Origin of the sequence: Streptomyces angustmyceticus (assembly GCF_040701845.1) — a bacterium.
GTDB classification, from domain to species: Bacteria; Actinomycetota; Actinomycetes; order Streptomycetales; family Streptomycetaceae; genus Streptomyces; species Streptomyces angustmyceticus_A.
On the sequence record NZ_JBFBHQ010000006.1, the window covers coordinates 112,943 to 134,051 of the forward strand.

Below are 21,109 nucleotides of genomic sequence, written 5' to 3' on the forward strand. Positions count from 1 at the left end.
GCCTACCTGGCCGCGGGCTCCGCGGGCAAGTTGAAGACGTGGCCCGGCGTGACGATCTTCGTGATCTCCTCGCCGAAAAGCGTGGTGGGCTCCTGGCTGTCATGGTCGATGTCGGTGTTCAGCAGGACGACGAGGGTCGCCCGTGCCGACGGCAGATAGACCACCAGGGATTCGTAGCCCGGCAGCGAACCGTTGTGCCCGATCCACCCCTGGACGCTGAAGATGCCGAGGCCGTACCCGATGCCCGGGATGGGGGTCGGGGGTGTGGTGATCCGCTGCTTCTGCAGGTCGGGACTGATCAGGTCGCCGCCGCCGGGCAGTTTGCCCGTGGCCACCGTACGCGCCCAGACGCGAAGGTCCTGCAGATTGGAGATCATCGCGCCGGCCGCCCAGGCCCATGAAGGGTTCCAGTCGGCCGCGTCCTGGACGTCGCCGTTCGCGGTCTGGGTCGTGTATCCCTGCGCGTGCGGGGTCGGGAACGTGGCGTCGACCGGCAGGAGCGTGTGGTCCAGGCCGGTCGGTTCGAGGACGTCCTTCTTGATGTAGTCGTCCAGTTGCTGACCGGTGACCTTCTCGATGACGAGGCCGAGCAGGATGAGGTTGGTATTGGAGTACTCGAACTTCTTTCCCGGCGGGAACAGCACAGGGTGCTGGAAGGCGTAGTCGAGCAGCTCCTGCGGGGCGAACGGCTGGTGTGGATCGTTCGTCAACGCCTCGTAGAACGCCTCGTCCTTGGAGTAGTTGAACAGGCCGCTGCGCATCCCGGCCAGCTCGCGCAGGGTGATCTTGCTTCCGTTGGGTACGCCTTCGACGTACTTCCCGATCGGATCGTCCAGGTTCACCTTGTGCCGGTCGACCAACTGCAGCAGCGCCGTCACGGTGAACGTCTTGGTCACGCTCCCGATCCGCATGTACAGATCCGGCGACATGGCCTGGCCGTTGCTCTGGTCGGCGAGCCCGAAGGACCGCACATAGTTGCCGTCGGGCGTCCACAGTCCCACGGTCACACCCGGGATGTTCGCCTCCCGCATGATCCGCTGGACGACGGTGTCGAGTTGCCGTGTCACGCCAGGGGTGATGTCACGGACCTCGTCCGGGGACGCCGATGGGGAAGCGGAAGGCGTCGGTTTCGCCGACACGGCGGGGCCACCGCATCCGGCCACGCCCGCGATCGGCAGTGCGAACACACCTGCCGCGGCCGCCGTCGCGGCCGCCCGACGCAAACGTATTCGGAAATGCGTCATGGAGTGACTCCCCACCATGCGAGGCCACGTTCCGCAACTCCGAGCGCGAGCGTGTGTGCACACCCGTGCGAGCACGAGCGCGGGATGAACATGTGCCCGCCTACGGCGCGACTGCACAGAAGACGCAGGTCACGGCAGTGCCATGGGACACGGGCCGCAAGGTCCTGAACCTCCAGCATAGGAGCGCCCGGGCCCTGCCGCGCGTCGGCGCCCGGCGCAATCCGGTCGGCGCCGTTCGAGTGATCCTCTCAGCCTTGGGCCCTCAGCCCGGAGCCCTGGGACCCTGCTCGGCGCTCGGCCGCTGTGGCGGACCGTGCACCCGGCCACCACCGGTCGGCTGTGGTGAGAGCGGCGAGGCCGGGATCACTCTCTCCGGTGACCACTCCATATTGGTGAATGGAACCGATGGCAATACTGCCGTTCTTCGCCTGGACCGTGGCAAGCCGGAGATCAGACTTCCGCGACATGAAGCCGCCGGAGCTCGGCTCCTTGGCAGCGTCTTGCGGCGAGGGTGGGCCGCCAGTTCCCGTTCCGTTCAGCCCTGGGTCGGAACCGGGTGGGAAGGGGGGCTGACGTTCGCGTCTCCGTTCAGAATCCCTGCGGCGATCGAACCTCGGTCGGATCGAATATGGATGTTGCCGCCCGCCGTGACACCGCGTGGGGCGGGCGGTACACCCCTGCCTGTTGGGCGTTCGCGAAGCAGGGCTCGCAACTGGTCGCCAGCGACTTCGCGTTCGGCGCCCTCCAGGCTTTCGATCAACGTCGCGAAGCGTGTTTCCCAGGCGATCGCGTGTCAGATGCGGAGGGTTTCCAGCTCTACGGGTTAGCTTCACGACGTCTCGTACACCAGGTCGCGTAGCAGCTCGCTTGCTCCCGCGGCGATGGGGCCGGCCATGGCGTCACGGTACAGCCGGGCCGCTGCCGCGCCAGCCGCGTACCCTCGTGCGCCGTGGAACTGCAGACACGCCTGAGCGGCCGTCACGGCCAGTTCGGTTGCCCGGAGTTTGAGGACGGAAGCGGTGTGAGTGTCGAGCCTTCCTTGTGAGTGCAGCCAGGCAGCGCGGTAGCCGTAGTGGCGGACCAGGTCGTAGGAGCTTTCCAGGTCCGCAATCCGGTGGCGCACGGCCTGATACGTGCCAAGGGGCGCACCCTTGACCTGGTGTTCGCGTACGAAGTTCTTGAGCAGATCGAGGCAGTGGTGGACTCCACCGACAGCGAGCAGCCCGGCCACCAGCCGTTCGAAGTCCAGAGCGCGGACGAGATGCAGCAGGGCCTTGTCACGTCGGCCCACGAGCTGCTTCGCGGGCACCGCGACATCCGTGAACCGCACCCGGCAGATGTCTGCGCTGTGCCACCCCAGCATCGGCTCTGGTGTGCTGCTGACGCCGGAAGCATGCGCGTCGACCGCCAGCAGGCTCGCTCCTGCCAAGCCCCCGTTGTCCTGCATTTCGCGGGTCGTGGCCAGCGTGATGATGAAGTCGGCCTGGGAGCCGTTGGCGACGTACAGTTTTTCGCCGGTGAGGTGGTAGCCGCCGGCCACGGGGGTCGCACGGGTGCTCAGTCGGCGTAGGTCGGAACCCGCAGTGTCCTCGGTGAGAGCGAGGGCTGCGATCAGTCGTCCATGGCGTGCTGCAGGCAGGTATCTTTCCTGCTGTTCCTGGGTGCCGAACAAGTGTAGGTAGGACACCGCCATATAGGCGTGGACTGCGACGGAGGCGCGTATTCCGCCGTATCCGAGCCTTCCGAGTTCCTCCAGGAATATGGCGCTGCGCAGGAAGTCGGTGCCGTTGTGTTCCAGCGACAGCAGGCCCGATTCGCCCAGTGCCAGCCAGCCGTCCCGCGGAATGCGGTGAGCGCTCTCCCACTCATCGGCGTGCGGGGACACCACGTCATCCAGTAGGCCCCGGACATGTTTGCGGAACCCGGCGTGGTCAGCGGCGAGATAGGCGTCGGGGCCGGGTCCGGGCCGGTTGGTCCTCACTTGACCGAGATCACGGTATGCGGCGGCAGGATGTCGGTGATCTTCATCGGGATCCTGAAGACGGCGCGCGGTGTGCCGGCCGCGGCCCACGTTTCCCCGAATCGCAGGAGGTCTTCGTCGACGAAGAGTGCGAGTTCCTCCTTGTGCCCCATCGGCGGCACCCCGCCGATGGTGTAGCCGGTCACGGTCTTGACGAAGTCGGCGTCGGCTTTGGCGATGTCGGTTCCCAGCGCCGCGGCCACGGCCTTCTCGTTGACCCTGTTGGGACCGCTGGCCAGGACGAGTACCGGCTCCTCCGTGGCCACGGCACGGAACACCAGCGACTTGACGATCTGGGCCTTCTCGCACTGCAGCGCCCGCGCCGCGTCGTCGGCCGTGTGCGTCGACTCCGGGAGTTCGACGACGGTCAGGTCGAGGCCGTGCTGGTGGAGCCACTCCTGGTACTGACGGGCTCGCTTGCTCAGGCTCATGGCGATGACGCTCCGGGAGGGTGATGAAGGGTCAAAAGGGCGGCGCGATCGACCTTGCCGGTTTCCGTGAGAGGCAGCGACCTGCACACGTGCACGGCGGAAGGAATCATGTACTCGGGCAGCCGTGAGGTGAGCGTTTCACGGATCGCCGAAGGCGTGCAATGTGCCGTTGCCGGCACGACGAATGCCACCAGGATCCTTCCGCCGGCCGCGGTCTCAGTCACCGCGACATAACTCTGCTTGACGGTCGGATCCTGGTCGAGGTGGTGGGAGATTTCGCCGAGCTCGATGCGGAAGCCGTTGACCTTCACCTGGTGGTCGAGCCGTCCTTGGAAAACCACATTGCCGTTTTCCAGCAGATGACCACGGTCGCCCGTACGGTAGAGCCGCTCGCGAGTGCCGTCGATGTCGCACACGAGGAACCGGTCCCGCACCGATTCGGGTTGGCCGAGATATCCGGGGGAGAGGCCGGGGCCGGCCAGCCACACTTCGCCGACCTCACCGGGCGCGCACAGCCGCCCGTTGTCGACGACGTACAAGCGGGTGTTCTGAATGGGCAGTCCAATGGGCAATGCCGAACCGGCCGGAGGCAGCTCACGCACCGGGTAGAAAGTGGCGAAGGTGGTGCACTCCGTAGGGCCGTAGACGCTGACGAGCCGGTCGGTACCGTAATGCTCCAGTGCCTTGGCGATATGGGTCACGGAGTGCGCTTCCCCGCCGGTGAGGATGGTCCGGACAGGGGACAGCGTGTCCGGGGCCTCGTCGACCACGGTGTTGAACAAAGCCGTGGTCAGGAAGACCGTCGTGACGTCGTGCTCGGCCAGGACCCTCCGCAGCTCGGAAAGACGTACGAAGGGGGAGGGGTAGAGCACGCAGGTACCTCCGTGCAGCAGCGGTCCCCAGATCTCGAAGGTCGCTGCGTCGAAGGAGATGGGAGCCGCGTGCAGCACCACGCTGTGCTCGTCCAGTCGGGCGTAGCGGGCGCCGAAGACCAGGCGGGCGACACTGCGGTGGCGGATCGGCACGCCTTTGGGGCGACCGGTCGTACCCGATGTGAAGTTGATGTAGGCGAGGTCGTCCGGGCCGGGGTGCGTAGCGGGGTTGCCGTGGATGCCGGTGGAGCTTGTCTCCCCGATGTCCGTCGGAACGACCTGCCGGCCCGGGAACCGGCGTGCGAGCTGCCCGGCCTGGTCAGTGATGATCAGCCGACATCCGGCATCACGGAAGACGGCGCTCAGCCGTTCGTGGGGCCAGGAGGCGTCGACGGGCAGATAAGCGGCCCCGCACTTCAGCACCGCCAGGAGCGCGGCGATCAACTCCGGGGAGCGACCGATGCACACGCCGATGGTGTCACGGGGGCTGGCACCTTCCGCGAGCAAACGTGCGGCCATCGCGTTGGCGAGCCGGTTCAACGACCGGTAGGTGAGCTGCCGGTCGCGGTGAATGAGGGCTACGGCGTCGGCATGGCGTGCGGCGCAGTGTTCGAAGAGGTCTTTGAGACTCCTGTCGCTCGGATACGGCTCGGTCGTTCGATTGATCTTGCGATGAAGTGAGAGCGCCTTCTCATCACAGCTCAGCTGGTCCACCGGACGCTCCCAGTCGTGAGTTGAGGGTGTCGAGCAGCTGCGGGCGATGCGTGAGAGGGAAGAAGTGCCCACCCGCCAGCTCGATCAGCTCGAAGCCGCGGCGGCTGAACCCTCGCCAGCCGTCCATGCTCAGCTCGTCGTCGATCGGGTCCGCACGTCCGTACATCGCCGTGATGGGTACGTCCACCCCGGTGCCGTGCCGGTCGCCCCACAGCTCGGCGAGCCTGATCTCGCTCCGTATTGCGGGCAGGAGCAGCCGCATGAGCCTGTCGTCGTTGAGCAGCTCGGGAGGGGTGCCCCCCATGTGCAGCAATACGTCACGGAAGACGTCGTCCGGCAGATCATGCATATAAGGACGAGCCTGCGGAGCTTCTGGGCTGCGGCATCCGGAGACGAAGAGGCGTCGTGTCCGGCCGGGGTGTTCGGCGCCGGCGTGGTGAGCCACTTCGTACGCCAGCCGGCCGCCGAAGCTGTGACCGTACAGGGCATGAGGGCGCTCAAGGTAGGGAGACAACACAGCGATGATGTCCGTGAGCAGGGGGCCCCAACTTGCGTAGACCACTTCCTTGATACGGGGCCCGCGCCCGGGCAGTCTCACGGCGATCACCTCGACGCTGTCGTGCAGGCCCTCCGCCCAACTCCGGAACACCTCCGGGCTGCCACCCGCGTACGGGAAGCAGATCAGCGTGATGCTCGGGGAGCGGGACGCCTGCTTGCACCTCAGGATCCAGCGGTCGTGGTCAGACTGCACAGCGGGCCTACGAGCCGGCCGGCGCCGGCCGGGACTGGTTGCGTTGGATGACCGAGGCGACGGCGCGGATGCTGCTCTCGGCAAACAGGTCGTCGGGCGGCAGTGCGTCTTCCCCGAAGACCTCCTCGACCCGGTCGATCAGCTTCACCGCGCTCAGTGAAGTGCCTCCGGCCGCGAAGAAGTCGTCCTCGGCCGTGGTCACCTTCAGCCCGAGTTCCTGGCACACACCGATCAGCCAGGTCTCCACCCGCTGGTCGTTCGCGATCTCAGACATGGGCTCTCCTCCTAACGGACCGGGAAGCGGAATCCGTTGACCGTGTGTTCCACGAACGTGTTGTGCCGGTACCTGTCCTTGCCGGAGACCATGACGGTGCCGTACTTGTCGAGACTGGCCGCGCCGCCGAACTCCTGCAGCGCATCGGAATGCGGATACACCTGCACCTGCGTGGGCAGGTAGCGGGCCGCGAAACCAAGGCGCATACGGTCGGTCAGGCCGCTGTGCGGGTGGGAGGCATGCATCAGCGTCGACCAGAAGATGATGAACTGCCCTTGCCGCATGACTTGGGGAACGGCCTTGGATTCGTCAGGGGACCAATTGGGGTCCTTCTGCAGCTGTCGGTAGTCGTATCCGAAGAAGCCCCGCCTGATCCCGTCCTTCTCGACCTTGTTGATGGAATCCGGGTCGTACGTCATGACCTTGGACTCGTCATAGTGCATCGTCCTGTGTGACCCGGGCACGAATTGCAGGCATCCGGTTTCGACACTGGCCTCGGTGAAGGCCGTCCACACCGTGATGGTGCCGCCGAATTCCGAGTCCTCCGGCCACACGATCTGTGGATGCTTGGAGCCGGCCACGTTCGAGAAGTTGTCCGCCTGGTGCCAGTCCGTCCCCTCGTCCCCCGGGTACTTGGGGAAGAACTCGGTGCGCCAGCAGAGCACGTCCGGGCCGAGCAGGCTCGAGACCCGGTCGACGATCTCCGGCCTGGTGATGTGCTCGGCGAGGAAGTCGACGTCCAGGTGCCGGTCGTAGTTGGCCAGGTTGGTGCTGCCTGAGACGGCCTGCTTCTGGCTGTAGACGGAGGTCTTGGTGTTAATCAGCTTGGGCCTGAGCCGCTGCAGGTTCTGTTCCATTTCGCCCTGGTCGTAGAGGTCGAACGGACCGATGTACCCGTTGCGGTGAAACTGCTCGATTTCCGTGGAGTCGAGGGCGAAATCGACGGACTGCTGAGTCATGTGTCTCCTTCTTTTCTGCACCTGCTGCCCACACGTGGGCCCTTGGGAGGGCACGACAGGGCATAGAAGATGCCGGGGAAAGAGGGGTGAGGGGTGAGGGAGAGGGGGGAGGAGTGGGGGAGAGTGCGACGCAGCGCCAGAACGCTCCGCAGCCCTTTCAGGGCCACCGTTTAGGCGAAGACAGAGGTTTCCCCTATGGAGATCTCAGCGGGAAACGATCTCAATGGAACAGCGGCTCCGGCTTTCCGTCAAGCGCCTCCGGTGCTGACCGGAGCGTGCAGGTACCCGTGCGTGGTTGGTATTCCGTGCCTTACGACGGTCCGCTGTTACGGGGAGGGGTGACCGGCCGTGTGGCCTCGATGGCTCTCCTGGTGAGGTGCTCGTAAATGATGTGGGTCCGCACCTCCATCACCTCTTTGTGCCGGGTCAGACGGTCGGCGACGAACGAGTAGAGCTCGTCGGTGCTCGACACCGCCACATGGAGCAGGAAGTCGTCGCTGCCGGTGGTGATGAAGATCCCCATGACTTCGGGGACGGTGTGCACCCAGTCCCGGAACGGCTGAAGGACGGCGCGGGAGGGTGGGTACACGTGGACCGCCACGAGCGCCTGGACGGGGCGGCCCAGCGCGGTCAGATCGAGCTCGGCGGTGAATCGGCGAATCACGCCTCTGCGCCGCAGAGCCCGGAGCCGTTGAAGTGATGTCGAGGGGGCCACCCCGACGGCCGCGGCGAGATCCCGGTTGGTGCGTCGGGCGTCCAACTGCAGGGCCCGAAGAAGTGCGTGATCGAGATCGTCCAATTCCAAGGCACTCTCCATCGCAGTCGCCCGATGGGCCGGCCTCGTGCTCGGGTCGTACGCCGGCGCCGTGTCCTTGATCCTGAGTCACCGCCACTCTTCGGGCAACTGCGTTCTCGCCGGGGCGCCGTGCCAGTGGATTCGGCGGCCCCATGCAGGTGGAGCGTGGCGGGCCTGCGGAAGGTGGAGCGAGAGGTCTCGCCGCGAGCGGACGGCGCCCGCATGCAAATGTTCGGCGGAGCCCGTCGTACGGGGTCGCGCACCGAACCAGTGACGGCGAATATCGACCGTCGCGAAATGCCGTGCCACGGCAGTGGCCGAGGTGCTGGGTGGCCCGTATGTTGCAGGAGCTCGTACCCGGTTGACCCCTCGCGTGCCAGCCGCAACCGCGGCCAAGAAGGGATCGGCACGTGGAGAATGCCGACGGCTGCTGTCGTGCGTTTTGCCGAACCCGATTGTCGTCCCCACCCACCTCGTGATCACCGAGCCGGTAACCCCTTCTCCCATCACCTGTATTCGACCCATGCGTCCGATATAGCCAGCAAATCTTCAGCCTCACGTGTCGTCGACCGGGCACGGTGAGAGTGTGCATTTACCTACGCGAAGGTCGGTTCTTTACTTGTCGTAGATCAACTGATGGTCGGCGAATGACTCGCGGTCGTCGGGTGATTGGTTAGTTTCGAACCATGACCGTGCATGCCAGTGGGACCTGACGCGCACGGCTTTGCAGGTCAGGAAGCATCCGATGTGCTCCGTCCGGCAGCACGGAGCGTGAGCGGCCGGCACGGACCGTTGATGAAGGGGGACTCTTGGACCGCTGGAATCACGACGCATGCGACAGAGATTCAGCTTCATCGGCACAGGACGGCGTACAGGAGAATGTGCAGTCCGTGCCGGTGAGCTCGTTAAAAATCGGCAACTCACTGAGGCAGGGCGGGATAAACGCCGACCATGCCCGGGCGTTGGCCGAATCCGTGGACAGTCTCCCGCCGATTCTGGTGCACCGTCACACCATGCGGGTGATCGACGGACTCCACCGGCTCATGGCGACCGAATTCCTGGGGCGCCAACAGATCGAGGTCCGGTTCTTCGACGGAGACGAGGACGAGGCGTTCGTGGAGGCGGTTCAGGCGAACGTCGCGCACGGTCTGCCGCTGACTCTCGCTGAGCGCACGGCCGCGGCCGCACGGGTCGTGCGGACCCACGCGGAGTGGTCGGACCGCAGGATTGCCGCCGTCGTCGGCCTGTCGCCCAAGACGGTTGGTGCGGTGCGAGCGCGGTCAAGTGAGGAAATTCCTCAGACCATGGCCAGGGTCGGTCGTGATGGCCGGGTCAGGCGGCTGCCGGAGCGGAAGCGCAGGTCCAGCGCGACGGTCGCTGCTGATGGTTGCGGGGCGGCCAACAGTAGTTCGGCCGAGCTTCCCGGTCGGCCCGTGTCGTCCTCGCATCCCGCCCGCCAGCGTGGCGTCACGGTGGGGGATTACCTGGCGAGGTATCAGACCTTGCGTCAAGACCCCTCCTTCCGGTTGACCGAGACGGGCCGCTTCCTGCTCAGGCTGCTCGAGCTCCACTTCGTCCGCGAGCGAGAGTGGGACCGCTTGATCGCCAACGTGCCGCCGCACCAGGCCGACTCGGTTGCCGACTTGGCGAGGGAGTGCGCCAAGGCATGGCTTCACTTCGCCGACAGAGCCGAGCAACAAGGTGCTGCGATGGTCCATCGCGCGGTATGAATCCGTGAAGGCGGCCGGGAGAACGGCGGCAGCCACATGCCGGCAACCGGTCGCCTCCGGAAGATGACGCATCGCTGCGGAGCGGGCAAATCCCGTGATGCATCGTCATGCGAACCACAAATGCCTACGACGGACGATGCTTGACGAGCCCAAACCGCTCTGAGTAGCGTCCGTGTGCAGCAAATGATCAGGCATTACAGATCCCGTTGAACTGGTTCTGACGCCTTCGAGATACGCGTAGTGCGGTAAATGACCGCACCACTCGTATATTCCCAGCTTGGTGACTCGACCACCGAAGCGGGCTCCTCAGCAAACGCATGGGAAGGCTGGTCATGCCAAAGGTCCTCCATAAGATTCCGATCATCGGCAGCCTTCTGAAGAGGCTGTCGATGCGCAAGAAGAAGAAGGACGGCGGCGACGCCACGATGTATCCGCTGTATTGAAGTACCTCGGCCACCATCTCGCCGCATGTAAAGGAATCGGTCAGATGCCCCACTTGGCACTCGGTATTTCCTCCTACTACCACGACAGTGCAGCGGCTCTGGTCGAGGACGGGAAAGTCATCGCGGCCGCTCAGGAGGAGCGATTCAGCCGGCGTCGGCACGACCCGTCGTTTCCTGCTCAGGCCGTGAAGTACTGCCTCCAGGAGAGCGGGGCGAAGCTCGGCGATGTTTCGACGGTCGCCTATTACGAGAACCCGCGGCTGAAGTTCCGCCGGGTTCTGGCGACGTTCGCCACGGCCGTTCCGTATGGCTTCGCTGCCTTCTCAGAGGCGCTGCCGGACTGGCTCTCCTGGAAACGGCGGGCGGATGACAAGGTGCGGCAAGAGCTTGCGGGGCTAGGCCTCGGCCCGGTTCCCGCCCTCTCCTGCCACCGGCATCACGAGTCGCATGCCGCGTCGGCGTTCTTCCCCAGTCCGTACGACTCCGCTGCGGTCCTGTGTGTCGACGGGGTAGGGGAGTGGGCGACCACGACGCTGTGGCACGGGAGGGACCGCAAACTGCGACAGCTCGCCGAGATACGCTTCCCGCACTCGCTGGGTCTGCTGTACTCCGCCTTCACCTACTTCTGTGGGTTCAAGGTGGACTCGGGCGAGTACAAGCTGATGGGTCTGGCGCCGTACGGCAAGCCGCGCTTCGCCGACGTGATCCGGAAGGAACTCATCGACATCAAGCCGGACGGATCCTTCCGGCTGAACATGCGGTACTTCGCGTACCTGCACGGCCAGGTGATGACCGGCCGCCGTTTCGAAGAGCTCTTTCACGGCCCCCGGCGCGGCCCCGAAGGACCGCTCACGGAGCGGGAGTTCGACCTGGCGGCTTCGATCCAGCAGGTCACGGAAGAGGTCGTCGGCCGGCTGGCTCGGACGGTGCGCAGGCTGACCGGGGAGCGTCGGCTGTGCCTCGCGGGTGGCGTTGCCCTGAACTGCGTCGCCAACGGGAAGCTCGCCGAAGAGAAGGTGTTCGACGAGATCTGGGTGCAGCCGGCCGCGGGCGACGCGGGCGGTGCGCTCGGCGCAGCCCTGTCAGCCGCGATGGGACATGGGGCCTCCCGGGCCCACCTCGGTTCGGGACACGACGGGATGTCCGGTGCCCGGCTCGGGCCCGAATATGAGGACGAGGAGATCCGCGGCTACCTCGACGCGAAGGAGCTTCGGTACTCCCGGCCGGAGCCTGACGCACTGGTCCAGGAAGTCGTCGCCGCGCTCGATGGCGGAAAGGTCGTCGGGTGGTTCCAGGGGCGCATGGAGTTCGGGCCGCGGGCCCTGGGCAACCGGTCGATCCTGGGCGATCCGCGGGACCCGGACATGCAGACCAAGATGAACCTCAAGATCAAGTTTCGTGAATCGTTTCGTCCGTTCGCCCCCTCGGTCCTGGCGTCGGATGCCCGAGACTACTTCCGGCTCACACAGGACAGCCCCTACATGCTGTTGGTGGCGGACATCGAGCACAGCAAGCAGGTGGCCAGCAGTCCGTCGGCCGCGCAAACCACCGGCCTCGACCTGCTCCGCATCCAGCGCTCTGTCCTGCCGGCCGTCACGCACGTCGACATGTCGGCACGAGTCCAGACGGTGGCCGAGGAGGACAACCCCGCCTACCACCGCCTGCTGTCCGCCTTCAAAGAACGCACCGGATGCCCGGTGCTGGTCAACACGTCCTTCAACGTCCGGGGCGAACCGATCGTGAACACGCCGGCCGACGCCGTCACCTGCTTCATGCGCACCGACATCGACATGCTCGCGATCGGTGGGTTCCTCCTGCGCAAGGAGGAACAGCCGGCCTGGCACGAGAACGGCGACTGGCGTACCGAAATTCCTCTCGACTGACGGCAGCGAACATCACTGAGGCCTGGGGGTGCGCATATGCGCAGAGGCATCCTGTTCCTTTTCTACTTCCTCGTGCTGACGCCGGTCGGACTCCTGTACCGAATGCTGCAGGATCCACTGCGTCGTGAATTTCGGCCCGATGCGCAAAGTTATCTTATTCGCGTGCGGCACCACTGACCCGTTCATGCGGACGGAAGAGCACGAAGCTATCCACTACTGCATTCCCCGGTGAATGCTCTGATGGTTCGGAGAAGAGATCACGGGACATCTCACGACCGAATACCTCGTAATAGGCGCCGGCCCCGCCGGGCTCCAGATGGCTCATCACCTGCAGCGTGGCGGGCAGGAGTACTTGGTACTCGATGAGGGGTCGGCACCCGGCGGGTTCTTCAGCAGGTACCCCCGGCACCGGCAGATGATCTCCAACAACAAGCGGTACAGCGGAAGTTCCGACCCGGAGTTCAACCTCCGGGTGGACTGGAACTCCTTGCTCAGCGATGACCCCGACCTGCTGTTCACGCGATACAGCGAAAGCTACTTCCCGCAGGCGGACGACTTCGTGCGCTACCTGGCCGACTTTGCGACCAAGCTCCGGCTTCGACTGAAGTCCGGCCGTCGGGTCACGCGCGTCTCCCGCGACCAGGACGGGTTCTCCGTAACCGACGACCACGGTGACACCTACTTGGCGCAACGGGTGATCGTGGCGACCGGGGTGAGCCTTCCGAACGTACCCGACATCCCCGGGATCGAACTCGCCGACCAGTACGCGACGGTGTCGGTCGATCCCGACGACTTCACCGACCAGCGCGTCCTGATCATCGGCAAGGGAAATGCGGCTCTGGAGACGGCCGACAACCTGATCGCGTCCGCGGCGGTCATCCACGTCGCGGGACCGAATCCCCTCAGGCTGGCCTGGCACAGCCATTTCGTCGGGCACCTCCGTGCGGTCAACAACAACTTCCTGGACACCTACCTGCTCAAGGCCCAGAACGCGGTGCTCAACGTAGGAATCGAACGGATCGCAAAGACGGAGGCGGGTTACGAGGTGGACTTCCGGTTCACCCGTGGTGTTCGCCCCATCGCGTACGACCGCGTGATCGCCTGCACCGGATTCCGCTTCGACGCAGGGCCCTTCGATGAAAGCTGCCGCCCGGCTCTCGCGATCAATGACCGCTTCCCGGAGCTGACCGGAGCCTACGAATCGGCCAACGTGGAAGGACTGTATTTCGCCGGAACGCTGACGCAGCAGCTCGACTACCGCAATTCCACCAACGGTTTCATCCACGGATTCCGGTACGGCGTACGGGCCTTGCACCGGACCCTCCAGGAGCGTCATCACGGCGTGCCGTGGCCCCAACAAGAAGTCGTGCCACGCACGGAAGACCTGGCCGCTGCCATTCTCGACAGGATCAACCGATCCTCCGGCCTGTGGCAGCAGTTCGGAATCCTCGCCGACGTCTTGGTCGTTACGGGCTCGGGCCCGGCCCGCTACTACGAGGAGGTACCCGTCCGCCAACTGGGCACCCGGGGATTCGCCGACACGGATGACGTTTTCGCGGTGACGCTGGAGTACGGCCCGACACCGGAGAACAAGGTGCCGTTCGACGGCACCATCCTCCATGCGAGCGAGGGGGCTGACTTCCACCCGGTGATCCGCCACTACCGTGCGGGCGATCTCGTCGCCACCTGCCACCTCGCGAGCGATCTCGAGAACGACTGGCGCAGGCCCGACGCTCATGTCGTTCCGCTCGAAGACTTCCTCAAGAGTTCGGTGGCCGAGCATGCCACGCGATGAGGGTCTGCATGACGACGACCGCGACCACCGACACGGAGGGAGGTAGGTCATGAGTGCGTCCGAAGCCGGACCGGCGTTCTTCCTGGCCGTCGTGGTGATCCTTGCGGCCTGCAGACTCGTCTGCTGGGCGGCGGTGAAGATCGGTCAGCCACCGGTCGTCGGAGAGATGATCGCCGGTGTGCTGCTCGGGCCCTCGCTGCTGGGACTGCTCTGGCCGGGGCTGCAGGGCGCACTGTTTCCCGACGCCATCAGACCGTTGCTCTACGTCGGCGGCCAGATCGGCCTCGTGATCTACATGTTCGGCGCGGGGCACGAGTTCAGCCTGCGCAATGTGCGCGGATCAACCAAAGCGGTCGGCGCGATCTCGCTGGCCGGGAACCTGGTGCCCCTCGGTCTCGGAGTGGGTGTGAGCCTGCTGGGCAACAGCTGGGCCGGCATCCTCAAGCCGGGGGTCTCCCCGTGGGTTTCGACCGCGTTCATCGGCGTCGCCCTGGCGATCACCGCCTTTCCCATGATGGCCAGGATCATCACCGAACGCAGGCTGGCCGGCACGAGGTTCGGGTCACTTGCTCTCGCTTGTGGGGCCCTGGACGACGTTCTCGCATGGATCCTCCTGGCGATCGTCGTGGGCATGAATGCTGGTTCGGCCACTCCTGTGACCCTTGCGGTCGTCGGCGGTGTGCTGTTCGCCCTGCTGCTGTGGCTGGCCGGGAGGCGCTTGTTGGCAAGGGCGCTCGCCACCCCACGGATCGACGAGGACCAGCGGGTGCTGATCACGGGGATGGCGTTGTTCGCCGCGGCGTGGTTCACCGACCGCATCGGAATCTACGCGGTGTTCGGTGCTTTCTGCCTCGGGATGGTCTATCCGCGGAACGAGGCAGCCGACGCGGTGCTCGCGAAGATCATGCCGCTCGGACGCATCGTCTTCCTGCCGCTGTTCTTCGTCTACTCCGGGCTGAACACCCGCTTCGGGTTGCTCGCTGACTGGCGACTGGCCGCCTTCACGTTGGTGTGCGTGGTGGCGTCGGTGGTCGGCAAGTGGGGGGCGTGCTGGGGCACGGCACGGCTGATGGGTGAGAAACAGCCGATCGCGGCACGGATCGGCGTGCTGATCAACGCTCGAGGGCTGATGCAACTCATCGCCCTGAACGTCGGGTTGCAGGCGGGCATTGTCTCGCCCGCCCTGTTCACGGTGCTGGTCATCGTTGCGCTGGTCACCACGACCATGACGGCACCGCTGCTCGCCTGGTTGGACCGCAGGGACAGTCGACGGCAAGCCGGAGAGTTCGCCGATATGGACCTGCCCGTGGACCAGGCGGTCCGCAGCTGAAACCTGCGTAAGCGGGAGCGATCCGCACACGCATGTACCACCTACAGGAAGGCAGATGCGCAATGCCTCATGTGAGACGACCGGACGAAGACGCCGGCCGACCCGGACCTATGGATCGCGATGCCGCTGTCTGACCCTGAGCGGACCGCTGTTGAACTCGCCCTGACCCTCGCCCTGTACCGCTGGCTCATCTCCCCGCTGATCGGCTGGTGTGCCGTGCGGCTGGGCGCTGGGCGCTATCCCGCGGTAGCTCTCAACGGTGCGTATCCGGAGGCACCTCCACGGGCTGCGGAGTCGCTTCAGGCGGGCGCCGTGGTCGCTCTTCTCAGCGTGATGGGGTTCACCGTCGGTTCCGAGCCGACCGGCGATCTGGCGCTGGTGCCGGCCGTCGCGTTGGCCCTCGTCCTGTGGAAGTACCTCACTTTGGACTACGACGCGGCCCGGAGCCTCGATTGGCAACGTGCGGACAGGCTGGCGGTGCTCCTCGCCGGTGTGGCGGCGCTGCGCTGGCCGAGCCTGGCCGTCCTCGCCGTGGTGCTGGTGTGCGGGCGACTGGGTGGGTGGACGCACCACTCGAACGTCTGCCTCCGGATGGTGAAGGCCACCTTCTGCTACTCGCTCGCCGCGGGTGTGATGCCCTGGCTCGGCGTCACACTTCCTGCGACGTCGAATACGACGCTGGCGGTGCTCCTGGGCAGCGTGTACCTCAGCCACTACGTCACGGCTGCCTGGAGCAAAGCGAGATTGGGACCCTTCCCCTGGTCCTGGATGCTGGAGAACCGGACCGATCTTTTGGTGGCCAGTGCGTACTCCTGGGGGTGGGCGCGCTTCGTTCCGGCGTGCAGAGTCGCCCGCATCATCGGCGTTCTGCGTCGCGTCACCGTGCTGCTGAACTCCGGGACCATGCTGGTCGAGCTCGCTGGGCTGCTGGCGTTCGTGAATCTGAAGTTCTTCGTCTTCGCCGTTGCCGGCGCCCTCACGTTCAACTGTGTCGTCGCGTGGACGTCGGGTCTGTTGTTCTGGGAGAACATCGTGATCGGAGCGGTGCTGATAGCCGCGACCTGTTCCGTATCCCAGTCCAGCGATCCGATCCATTTCGGGGTATGGCCGTGGGCTTTCAGTGTGGCTCTCATGGCCCTGGTGCTGGCAGGATGGGCCTGGCGCCCCAACATTCTGGGGTGGTGGGACACACCGCTCTCTGCGAAAGTCCTGTGGACGGTCGAAACCAGCGACGGTGAGGTCTACGGGCTGTACAACGACTTCATGAGCCCGCACGACCGCGAGTACGCTCGGGCCGCCGGAAACGCTTTGGTGCGGGAGCCACTCGTCACCTTTCCGCTCGGCGGCGTCGAGGACGTAGCCATACGCGACCACCTCATCCAGGCCCGACCGGGTGGTGACGATATTGAGCGGACGAAGAGCCTGTACGGCGCGACGCAATGGAATGACGAGCGGGCGGCTAGGCACGTGACGTACATGCGGGACTTGATGACAGCCGTAAACTCCGGTAGACCTAAAAGTCCGTTGCCCAGGTTCCTGCGTTGGCTCAAAGCGCCGGGGGGACATCTCTATTACTGGGGTGATCTCCCCAGGTACAGGAAGTCAAAAGGTAGCGTTTCGAAGGTCACCGCTTGGTACCGTGAAGAAATGTATTCGAGTGAAGAGCGCGAATGGATTCGACTACGCAATCAAGTGCTCTTCGCCGTGGAGATTCCCGTCGCCGGTCGGAACTGAGCCGAGCTCATGCACATCGGAGGAGATCTATGCATGTCGTACTCGTGGGACCGCGGGCAGAGATCGTCCGCGGGCTGCGTGCCGACGGGCACGAGATAACCCTGCTGTACGAGCCGGGGCACCGCGACCGGGCGGTCGGTCTGGCGGACCAGGTGGAGCGCATGTGCGCGGTGGACTCCTATCGCAAGGTGGAGTCGTTGTGGTCGGCCCTTCACCACCTCGAACCGATGGATCCGGTCGGCGCGGTGGTCACCACGACGGAGTGGGCGGTCGTGGCCACAGCGGTACTGGGCCAGCTGATTGGCGCCCGGTCCCTCACCCCCGCCCAGGCGCTCGCATGCCGCGACAAGGGAGTGCAGAAGAAGAAGTGGAATGACGCGGGAGTCCCGACGGCCGCCTGGCACGTGCTCTGCAACGGTCTCGCCTCCGCAGCAGAAGCGGAAACCTGCCTCACGCAGACCGGATTGCAGTTCCCGCTCGTGGTGAAGCCGCTTGCCGAAGGGGCGAGCAAGTCGGTGAAGGTGGTGCGGGACATCGACGAGTTCGTGGCGGCAGCCGGCTCCATCGACGGCGGCCGGGCCATGGTCGAGCAGTTCGTCGAGGGCCGCGAGTGGCATTTCGACGGCGTCATCGACGGCGGAGAGCTGTCCGCCTTCATGGTCTCCAGGTACAGCGAGCCTCTGCTGTGCACGAAATACGGCAAACCCATTCGCTCGATCGCTCTGACACCCGCCTTCAATCGGGAGATCTACGAGGCAGCGGCTGACCTGGCATTACGGGCAGTGCACGCGTTGGGTCTGACGACCGCCGTCTTCCACCTCGAAGCATTCGGTGAGCCCGGGCAGTTCGTGGCCAGCGAACTCGCCTGTCGCCCCGGTGGCGGGATCGTCGGCGTGATGACCGAACGCGTCATAGGAATGGATATCTATGAGGCCAGTGCACGTGTCATAACTGGGGACCCGATACCGCGGTGGGGCGAAGAGACTGAATACACCCACGGGTGGACCATACTTCCTACCGCGCCGGGCAAACTGAATGCGGTTGACCCTCAAGAAATAATGAAATTGCCGGGTGTGGACAGTGTCATCATGCGCCTGGAGAAGGGGAGCCCTATGCGCGATATGGCGGACGCCTCGACCACGGGCGTTGGCTGCGCGGCCGTGAAAGGCATGTCGACACTCGAATGCCAGGGATACATCGACGAAGTGGTGGCCGCCGTGGAAAAGATCCATGAAAGTGCCCCTTTCGAGGCGGTGGAGTCATGAATTCCCCCCTGCACGTCCCGACGACCCGTACGGTTCGCTACGACCCTCTCGACCCCGACACGCTGACATCCCCCTACGCTCTCTATGCCCACCTTCGGGAGACCACCCCCGTCTTCTGGCACGAGCAGATGGAGTCGTGGGTGTTGACCCGCTACCGCGACTGCCGTGAAGTGCTGCGGGACTACCGCCTGTTCGCCCGCGACCGGCGCCGCGTGGGCGAGGATGTGCCGGAGTTCCGCCAGAGCATCCAGTCACTGGATCCGCCGGCCCAGACCTCGCTGCGCGGCCTCTTCATCAACTCGTTGCGGGCACAGGACTTCGACGCCATCGGGCGGCGTTCGCAACACCAGATCGCGGACATCTTCCACCGCCTGTCGGGCCGCGCGGAGTTCAACTGGATGACCGAGGTCGCCGCCCCGGTCTCGCTGACCATCACGGCCGAACTCCTCGGCGTCGACGAGCCCGAACTGGGGCCGTACGTGCAGATCTCGGACGCGCTCGCCCGCCGGATGGATTCCGGCCTGCTGCCCAGTACGGTCGAGGTCGGGGACCAGGCCCGCAAGGACTTCAACGCTCTGGTCGATTCCTGGTTCGAGACCAACGACCGTCCGGGCACCCTGCACGACGTCAGGGAAAACGCAGCCAAGGCGAAGGTCCCCGAGCATTACATCCGCAACACGACCAGCGTGACGTTCAACGCGAGCTTCGGAACCGTGTATGCGACCGCCGGCAACGTGGCGCTCACGCTCCTGCAGCACCCCGAGGCGCTGGAGCAGCTGCGCGACGAAAGCCTGCTGGACACCGGCGTGGACGAGCTGATTCGCTTCGACGGCCCCGCCCAGGGCACGAGCCGGGTGGCGACCAGGCGCACCACGTTCGGCGACACGGTGATCGAACCGGGCCAGACGGTGCTCACGCTCATGGCAGCTGCTAACCGGGACCCCGAGCAGTTCCCGCGGCCGGATGAACTCGTGCTCGACCGCTCTCCCAACCAGCACCTGGGATTCGGCTGGGGCCCGCACGCCTGCCTCGGCACCATGTTCGGCCAGCTGGCCGTGAAGCAACTGGTGATCGGGCTGCTGAACGTGCCCGCACCGCTGAAGCTGGCCGGCACACCCGTACGGCGGCGGACGGCGACGGTACGCAGCCTGGACGTTTTGCCCGTCACGTTCCGTCAATAGCCTACGGCCACCCAAACTTCACGGGCGCGGGATGTGCAGCTGGTGACAGCATGCGAGTTGTCGCCTCCTGGGAACTCCTACGAGTTCCAGGAGATGCGCGGCGTCCGTGAGCAACCGCCGACCGACAAAGAAGGAGGTGCCCCATGAGCTACGACCACTAAGTGAGAAGAATTGGACGGGCCCGGCACCTGCCGGGCCCGATCCATATCTGGAACCATCGGTCGGTTTTTGCTGCCCTACCAGTCAAGCCGGTATTGACGACGGCATACGGTCTGGAAGTTTTCAAGCGGAAGGCACCGCATCCTCCTCGTCAAATGCAGCCCATGTAACGGTCAATACCGTTGTCACACGTGTGAGTTGGCACTGTAGGCTCTTTCGTCTCTCCACCGTGTGTCCGTCCGTATCGAGCAGGATGAGGGAATGATCCTGAAAACCGAAACCACAGCTGAAGAGCCGGCCGAGGCAGTCGGAAGTCCATTCGGGTTGCCGGCGTTCAGGTGGTTCTTCACCGGTCGGCTTGTCTCGCTGCTGGGTAGCGCGATGACTCCCGTGGCGCTGTCCCTCGCGGTGCTCAACGCCTCGAACAGTGCCGGTGACATGGGTGCCGTTCTCACCGCCAACACGATCCCGCTCATCGTCTTCACGTTGGCCGGCGGTGTGGTCGGTGACCGGTTCTCGCGGCGTCTGGTACTCCTCCTCTCGAACCTGGGTGCCGCCCTGACGCAGGCGATCGTCGGGTTCCTGCTGATCTCGGGAAACTACGACCTTGGTTCGCTCATCGTGCTGGAAGCCCTCAACGGCACAATGGCGGCCTTCACGAATCCCGCGCTCCGCGGCATCGTTCCGGATATCGTTCCCAAGCCGCAGATCCAGCGGGCGAATTCCGTACTGGGGTCGGCGAAGAACGCCGCGAAGGTACTGGGGCCGACAGCCGCGGCCACGATCGTGGCCACCGCGGGCGGTGGCTGGGCCATCTCCTTCGATGCCGCCACCTACTTCATCGCGGCGATCTGCATGGCTCGGTTGAAGGTGACCGGTAACACGCCGCCCCGCAAGGCCAGTGTCTTCGTGTCCCTGCGAGAGGGTTGGACCGAATTCAGGTCGCGGACCTGGGTGTGGACGATCGTCGCTTCGTTCGGCGTGGCGAATTACGTGCAGGTCGGTATCTGGACCGTGCTGGGACCGCTGATCGCCAAGGAGCGGATCGGCGAGACCTCCTGGGGGCTCGTGCTCAGCGTCAAGGCGGTCGGCGTGCTGCTCATGGCCGTGCTGATGTACCGCATTACCCTCAAACGCCTGTTGCCCGTGGCGCAGACCTGCGCGGCACTGGTGGGCCTTCCCCTGATCGCACTCGGGCTCGTTGCGAACGTGTACTGGCTTGCCGCGTCCGCTTTCATCGCGGGCCTGAGCCTCGGTTTCTACAGCATCGCCTGGGAGACCACGCTGCAGGAGCAGATCCCGAAGAACATGATTTCGCGCATCTCCTCCTACGACAATCTCGGTTCCTTCATTGCCATCCCGGCGGGACAACTCTCCGCCGCTCCGCTGGCGAGTGTCTTCGGGGCTTCCCGTGTGGCGCTGGTCGGTGGATTCCTGTGGATCCTTCTGACGCTCTGCCCCCTTATGGTCCCCTCGGTACGTGGATTGCGGCACGACGTCTGACGCCGCCGCCCAGTGTGTGTCTCAT

The 21,109-nt window shown here is 65.2% G+C and carries 16 protein-coding genes and 1 pseudogene; 8 read left to right on the forward strand and 9 right to left on the reverse strand.

The window, feature by feature from the left end; translation table 11 throughout:
• Positions 1–2 precede the first annotated feature (2 nt).
• The 9 genes and pseudogenes from AB0411_RS16060 to AB0411_RS16100 all read right to left on the reverse strand — a co-directional run.
• Complete coding sequence (locus tag AB0411_RS16060) at positions 3–1,244, reverse strand: serine hydrolase domain-containing protein (RefSeq protein WP_366417909.1); 1,242 nt, start codon at positions 1,242–1,244, stop codon at positions 3–5.
• 829 nt (positions 1,245–2,073) lie between these two features.
• Positions 2,074–3,225, reverse strand: coding sequence for an acyl-CoA dehydrogenase family protein (locus AB0411_RS16065; RefSeq protein WP_366417910.1), 1,152 nt, complete (start codon positions 3,223–3,225; stop codon positions 2,074–2,076).
• Complete coding sequence (locus tag AB0411_RS16070; protein ID WP_366417911.1) at positions 3,222–3,695, reverse strand: YbaK/EbsC family protein; 474 nt, start codon at positions 3,693–3,695, stop codon at positions 3,222–3,224. Before AB0411_RS16070 ends, AB0411_RS16065 begins: the two co-directional genes overlap by 4 nt.
• Positions 3,692–5,281 carry an amino acid adenylation domain-containing protein gene (locus AB0411_RS16075; protein WP_366417912.1) on the reverse strand — a complete coding sequence of 530 codons (1,590 nt, stop codon included), beginning with the start codon at positions 5,279–5,281 and terminating at the stop codon, positions 3,692–3,694. The genes AB0411_RS16070 and AB0411_RS16075 overlap by 4 nt, the downstream gene beginning before the upstream one ends.
• The gene (locus AB0411_RS16080) at positions 5,262–6,032 is read right to left on the reverse strand and encodes a thioesterase II family protein (RefSeq protein WP_366417913.1); all 771 of its coding nucleotides are present in this window, start codon (positions 6,030–6,032) and stop codon (positions 5,262–5,264) included. The genes AB0411_RS16075 and AB0411_RS16080 overlap by 20 nt, the downstream gene beginning before the upstream one ends.
• A gap of 7 nt (positions 6,033–6,039) precedes the next feature.
• Positions 6,040–6,306, reverse strand: a complete 267-nt coding sequence (locus tag AB0411_RS16085; RefSeq protein WP_366417914.1) for a phosphopantetheine-binding protein — start codon at positions 6,304–6,306, stop codon at positions 6,040–6,042.
• Positions 6,307–6,317: 11 nt separating this feature from the next.
• Positions 6,318–7,265, reverse strand: a complete 948-nt coding sequence (locus tag AB0411_RS16090) for a chlorinating enzyme (protein WP_366417915.1) — start codon at positions 7,263–7,265, stop codon at positions 6,318–6,320.
• A 310-nt stretch (positions 7,266–7,575) separates the two neighbouring features.
• Positions 7,576–7,929 (reverse strand): Lrp/AsnC family transcriptional regulator, encoded by a 354-nt coding sequence (locus AB0411_RS16095; protein WP_366418233.1) that lies wholly within the window; start codon positions 7,927–7,929, stop codon positions 7,576–7,578.
• A gap of 3 nt (positions 7,930–7,932) precedes the next feature.
• Positions 7,933–8,082, reverse strand: a pseudogene (locus tag AB0411_RS16100) (AsnC family transcriptional regulator); the annotation flags it as partial.
• Between the two features lie 788 nt (positions 8,083–8,870).
• On the opposite strand from AB0411_RS16100, the gene AB0411_RS16105 reads away from it, so the two are divergent.
• The 8 genes from AB0411_RS16105 (at position 8,871) to AB0411_RS16140 (ending at position 21,084) form a co-directional block, all read left to right on the forward strand.
• Positions 8,871–9,791 (forward strand): ParB/RepB/Spo0J family partition protein, encoded by a 921-nt coding sequence (locus AB0411_RS16105; RefSeq protein WP_366417916.1) that lies wholly within the window; start codon positions 8,871–8,873, stop codon positions 9,789–9,791.
• Between the two features lie 487 nt (positions 9,792–10,278).
• Positions 10,279–12,117: a carbamoyltransferase family protein gene (locus AB0411_RS16110; RefSeq protein ID WP_366417917.1), complete on the forward strand. Its 1,839-nt coding sequence runs from the start codon at positions 10,279–10,281 to the stop codon at positions 12,115–12,117.
• Between the two features lie 256 nt (positions 12,118–12,373).
• Positions 12,374–13,912 carry an NAD(P)-binding domain-containing protein gene (locus AB0411_RS16115; protein ID WP_437042396.1) on the forward strand — a complete coding sequence of 513 codons (1,539 nt, stop codon included), beginning with the start codon at positions 12,374–12,376 and terminating at the stop codon, positions 13,910–13,912.
• Between the two features lie 49 nt (positions 13,913–13,961).
• Positions 13,962–15,242: a cation:proton antiporter gene (locus tag AB0411_RS16120; protein WP_366417918.1), complete on the forward strand. Its 1,281-nt coding sequence runs from the start codon at positions 13,962–13,964 to the stop codon at positions 15,240–15,242.
• Positions 15,243–15,362: 120 nt separating this feature from the next.
• A complete protein-coding gene (locus AB0411_RS16125; protein WP_366417919.1) occupies positions 15,363–16,976 on the forward strand; it encodes a hypothetical protein in 1,614 nt (537 codons plus the stop codon).
• 29 nt (positions 16,977–17,005) lie between these two features.
• A complete protein-coding gene (locus AB0411_RS16130) occupies positions 17,006–18,241 on the forward strand; it encodes an ATP-grasp domain-containing protein (protein WP_366417920.1) in 1,236 nt (411 codons plus the stop codon).
• Positions 18,238–19,422 (forward strand): cytochrome P450, encoded by a 1,185-nt coding sequence (locus AB0411_RS16135; protein WP_366417921.1) that lies wholly within the window; start codon positions 18,238–18,240, stop codon positions 19,420–19,422. Before AB0411_RS16130 ends, AB0411_RS16135 begins: the two co-directional genes overlap by 4 nt.
• A gap of 420 nt (positions 19,423–19,842) precedes the next feature.
• On the forward strand, positions 19,843–21,084 hold the full coding sequence (locus AB0411_RS16140; protein WP_366417922.1) for an MFS transporter: 1,242 nt from the start codon (positions 19,843–19,845) through the stop codon (positions 21,082–21,084).
• The last annotated feature ends 25 nt before the right edge of the window (positions 21,085–21,109 follow it).

What these genes read in the sequence shown, in the direction of transcription:
- AB0411_RS16110 (WP_366417917.1), top strand. Translation starts at nt 10,279, where the DNA reads ATGCCCCACTTGGCACTCGGTATTTCCTCCTACTACCACGACAGTGCA.
- AB0411_RS16085 (WP_366417914.1), bottom strand. Translation starts at nt 6,306, where the DNA reads ATGTCTGAGATCGCGAACGACCAGCGGGTGGAGACCTGGCTGATCGGT.
- AB0411_RS16060 (WP_366417909.1), bottom strand. Translation starts at nt 1,244, where the DNA reads ATGACGCATTTCCGAATACGTTTGCGTCGGGCGGCCGCGACGGCGGCC.
- AB0411_RS16135 (WP_366417921.1), top strand. Translation starts at nt 18,238, where the DNA reads ATGAATTCCCCCCTGCACGTCCCGACGACCCGTACGGTTCGCTACGAC.
- AB0411_RS16125 (WP_366417919.1), top strand. Translation starts at nt 15,363, where the DNA reads ATGCCGCTGTCTGACCCTGAGCGGACCGCTGTTGAACTCGCCCTGACC.
- AB0411_RS16070 (WP_366417911.1), bottom strand. Translation starts at nt 3,695, where the DNA reads ATGAGCCTGAGCAAGCGAGCCCGTCAGTACCAGGAGTGGCTCCACCAG.
- AB0411_RS16120 (WP_366417918.1), top strand. Translation starts at nt 13,962, where the DNA reads ATGAGTGCGTCCGAAGCCGGACCGGCGTTCTTCCTGGCCGTCGTGGTG.
- AB0411_RS16090 (WP_366417915.1), bottom strand. Translation starts at nt 7,265, where the DNA reads ATGACTCAGCAGTCCGTCGATTTCGCCCTCGACTCCACGGAAATCGAG.
- AB0411_RS16140 (WP_366417922.1), top strand. Translation starts at nt 19,843, where the DNA reads ATGATCCTGAAAACCGAAACCACAGCTGAAGAGCCGGCCGAGGCAGTC.
- AB0411_RS16130 (WP_366417920.1), top strand. Translation starts at nt 17,006, where the DNA reads ATGCATGTCGTACTCGTGGGACCGCGGGCAGAGATCGTCCGCGGGCTG.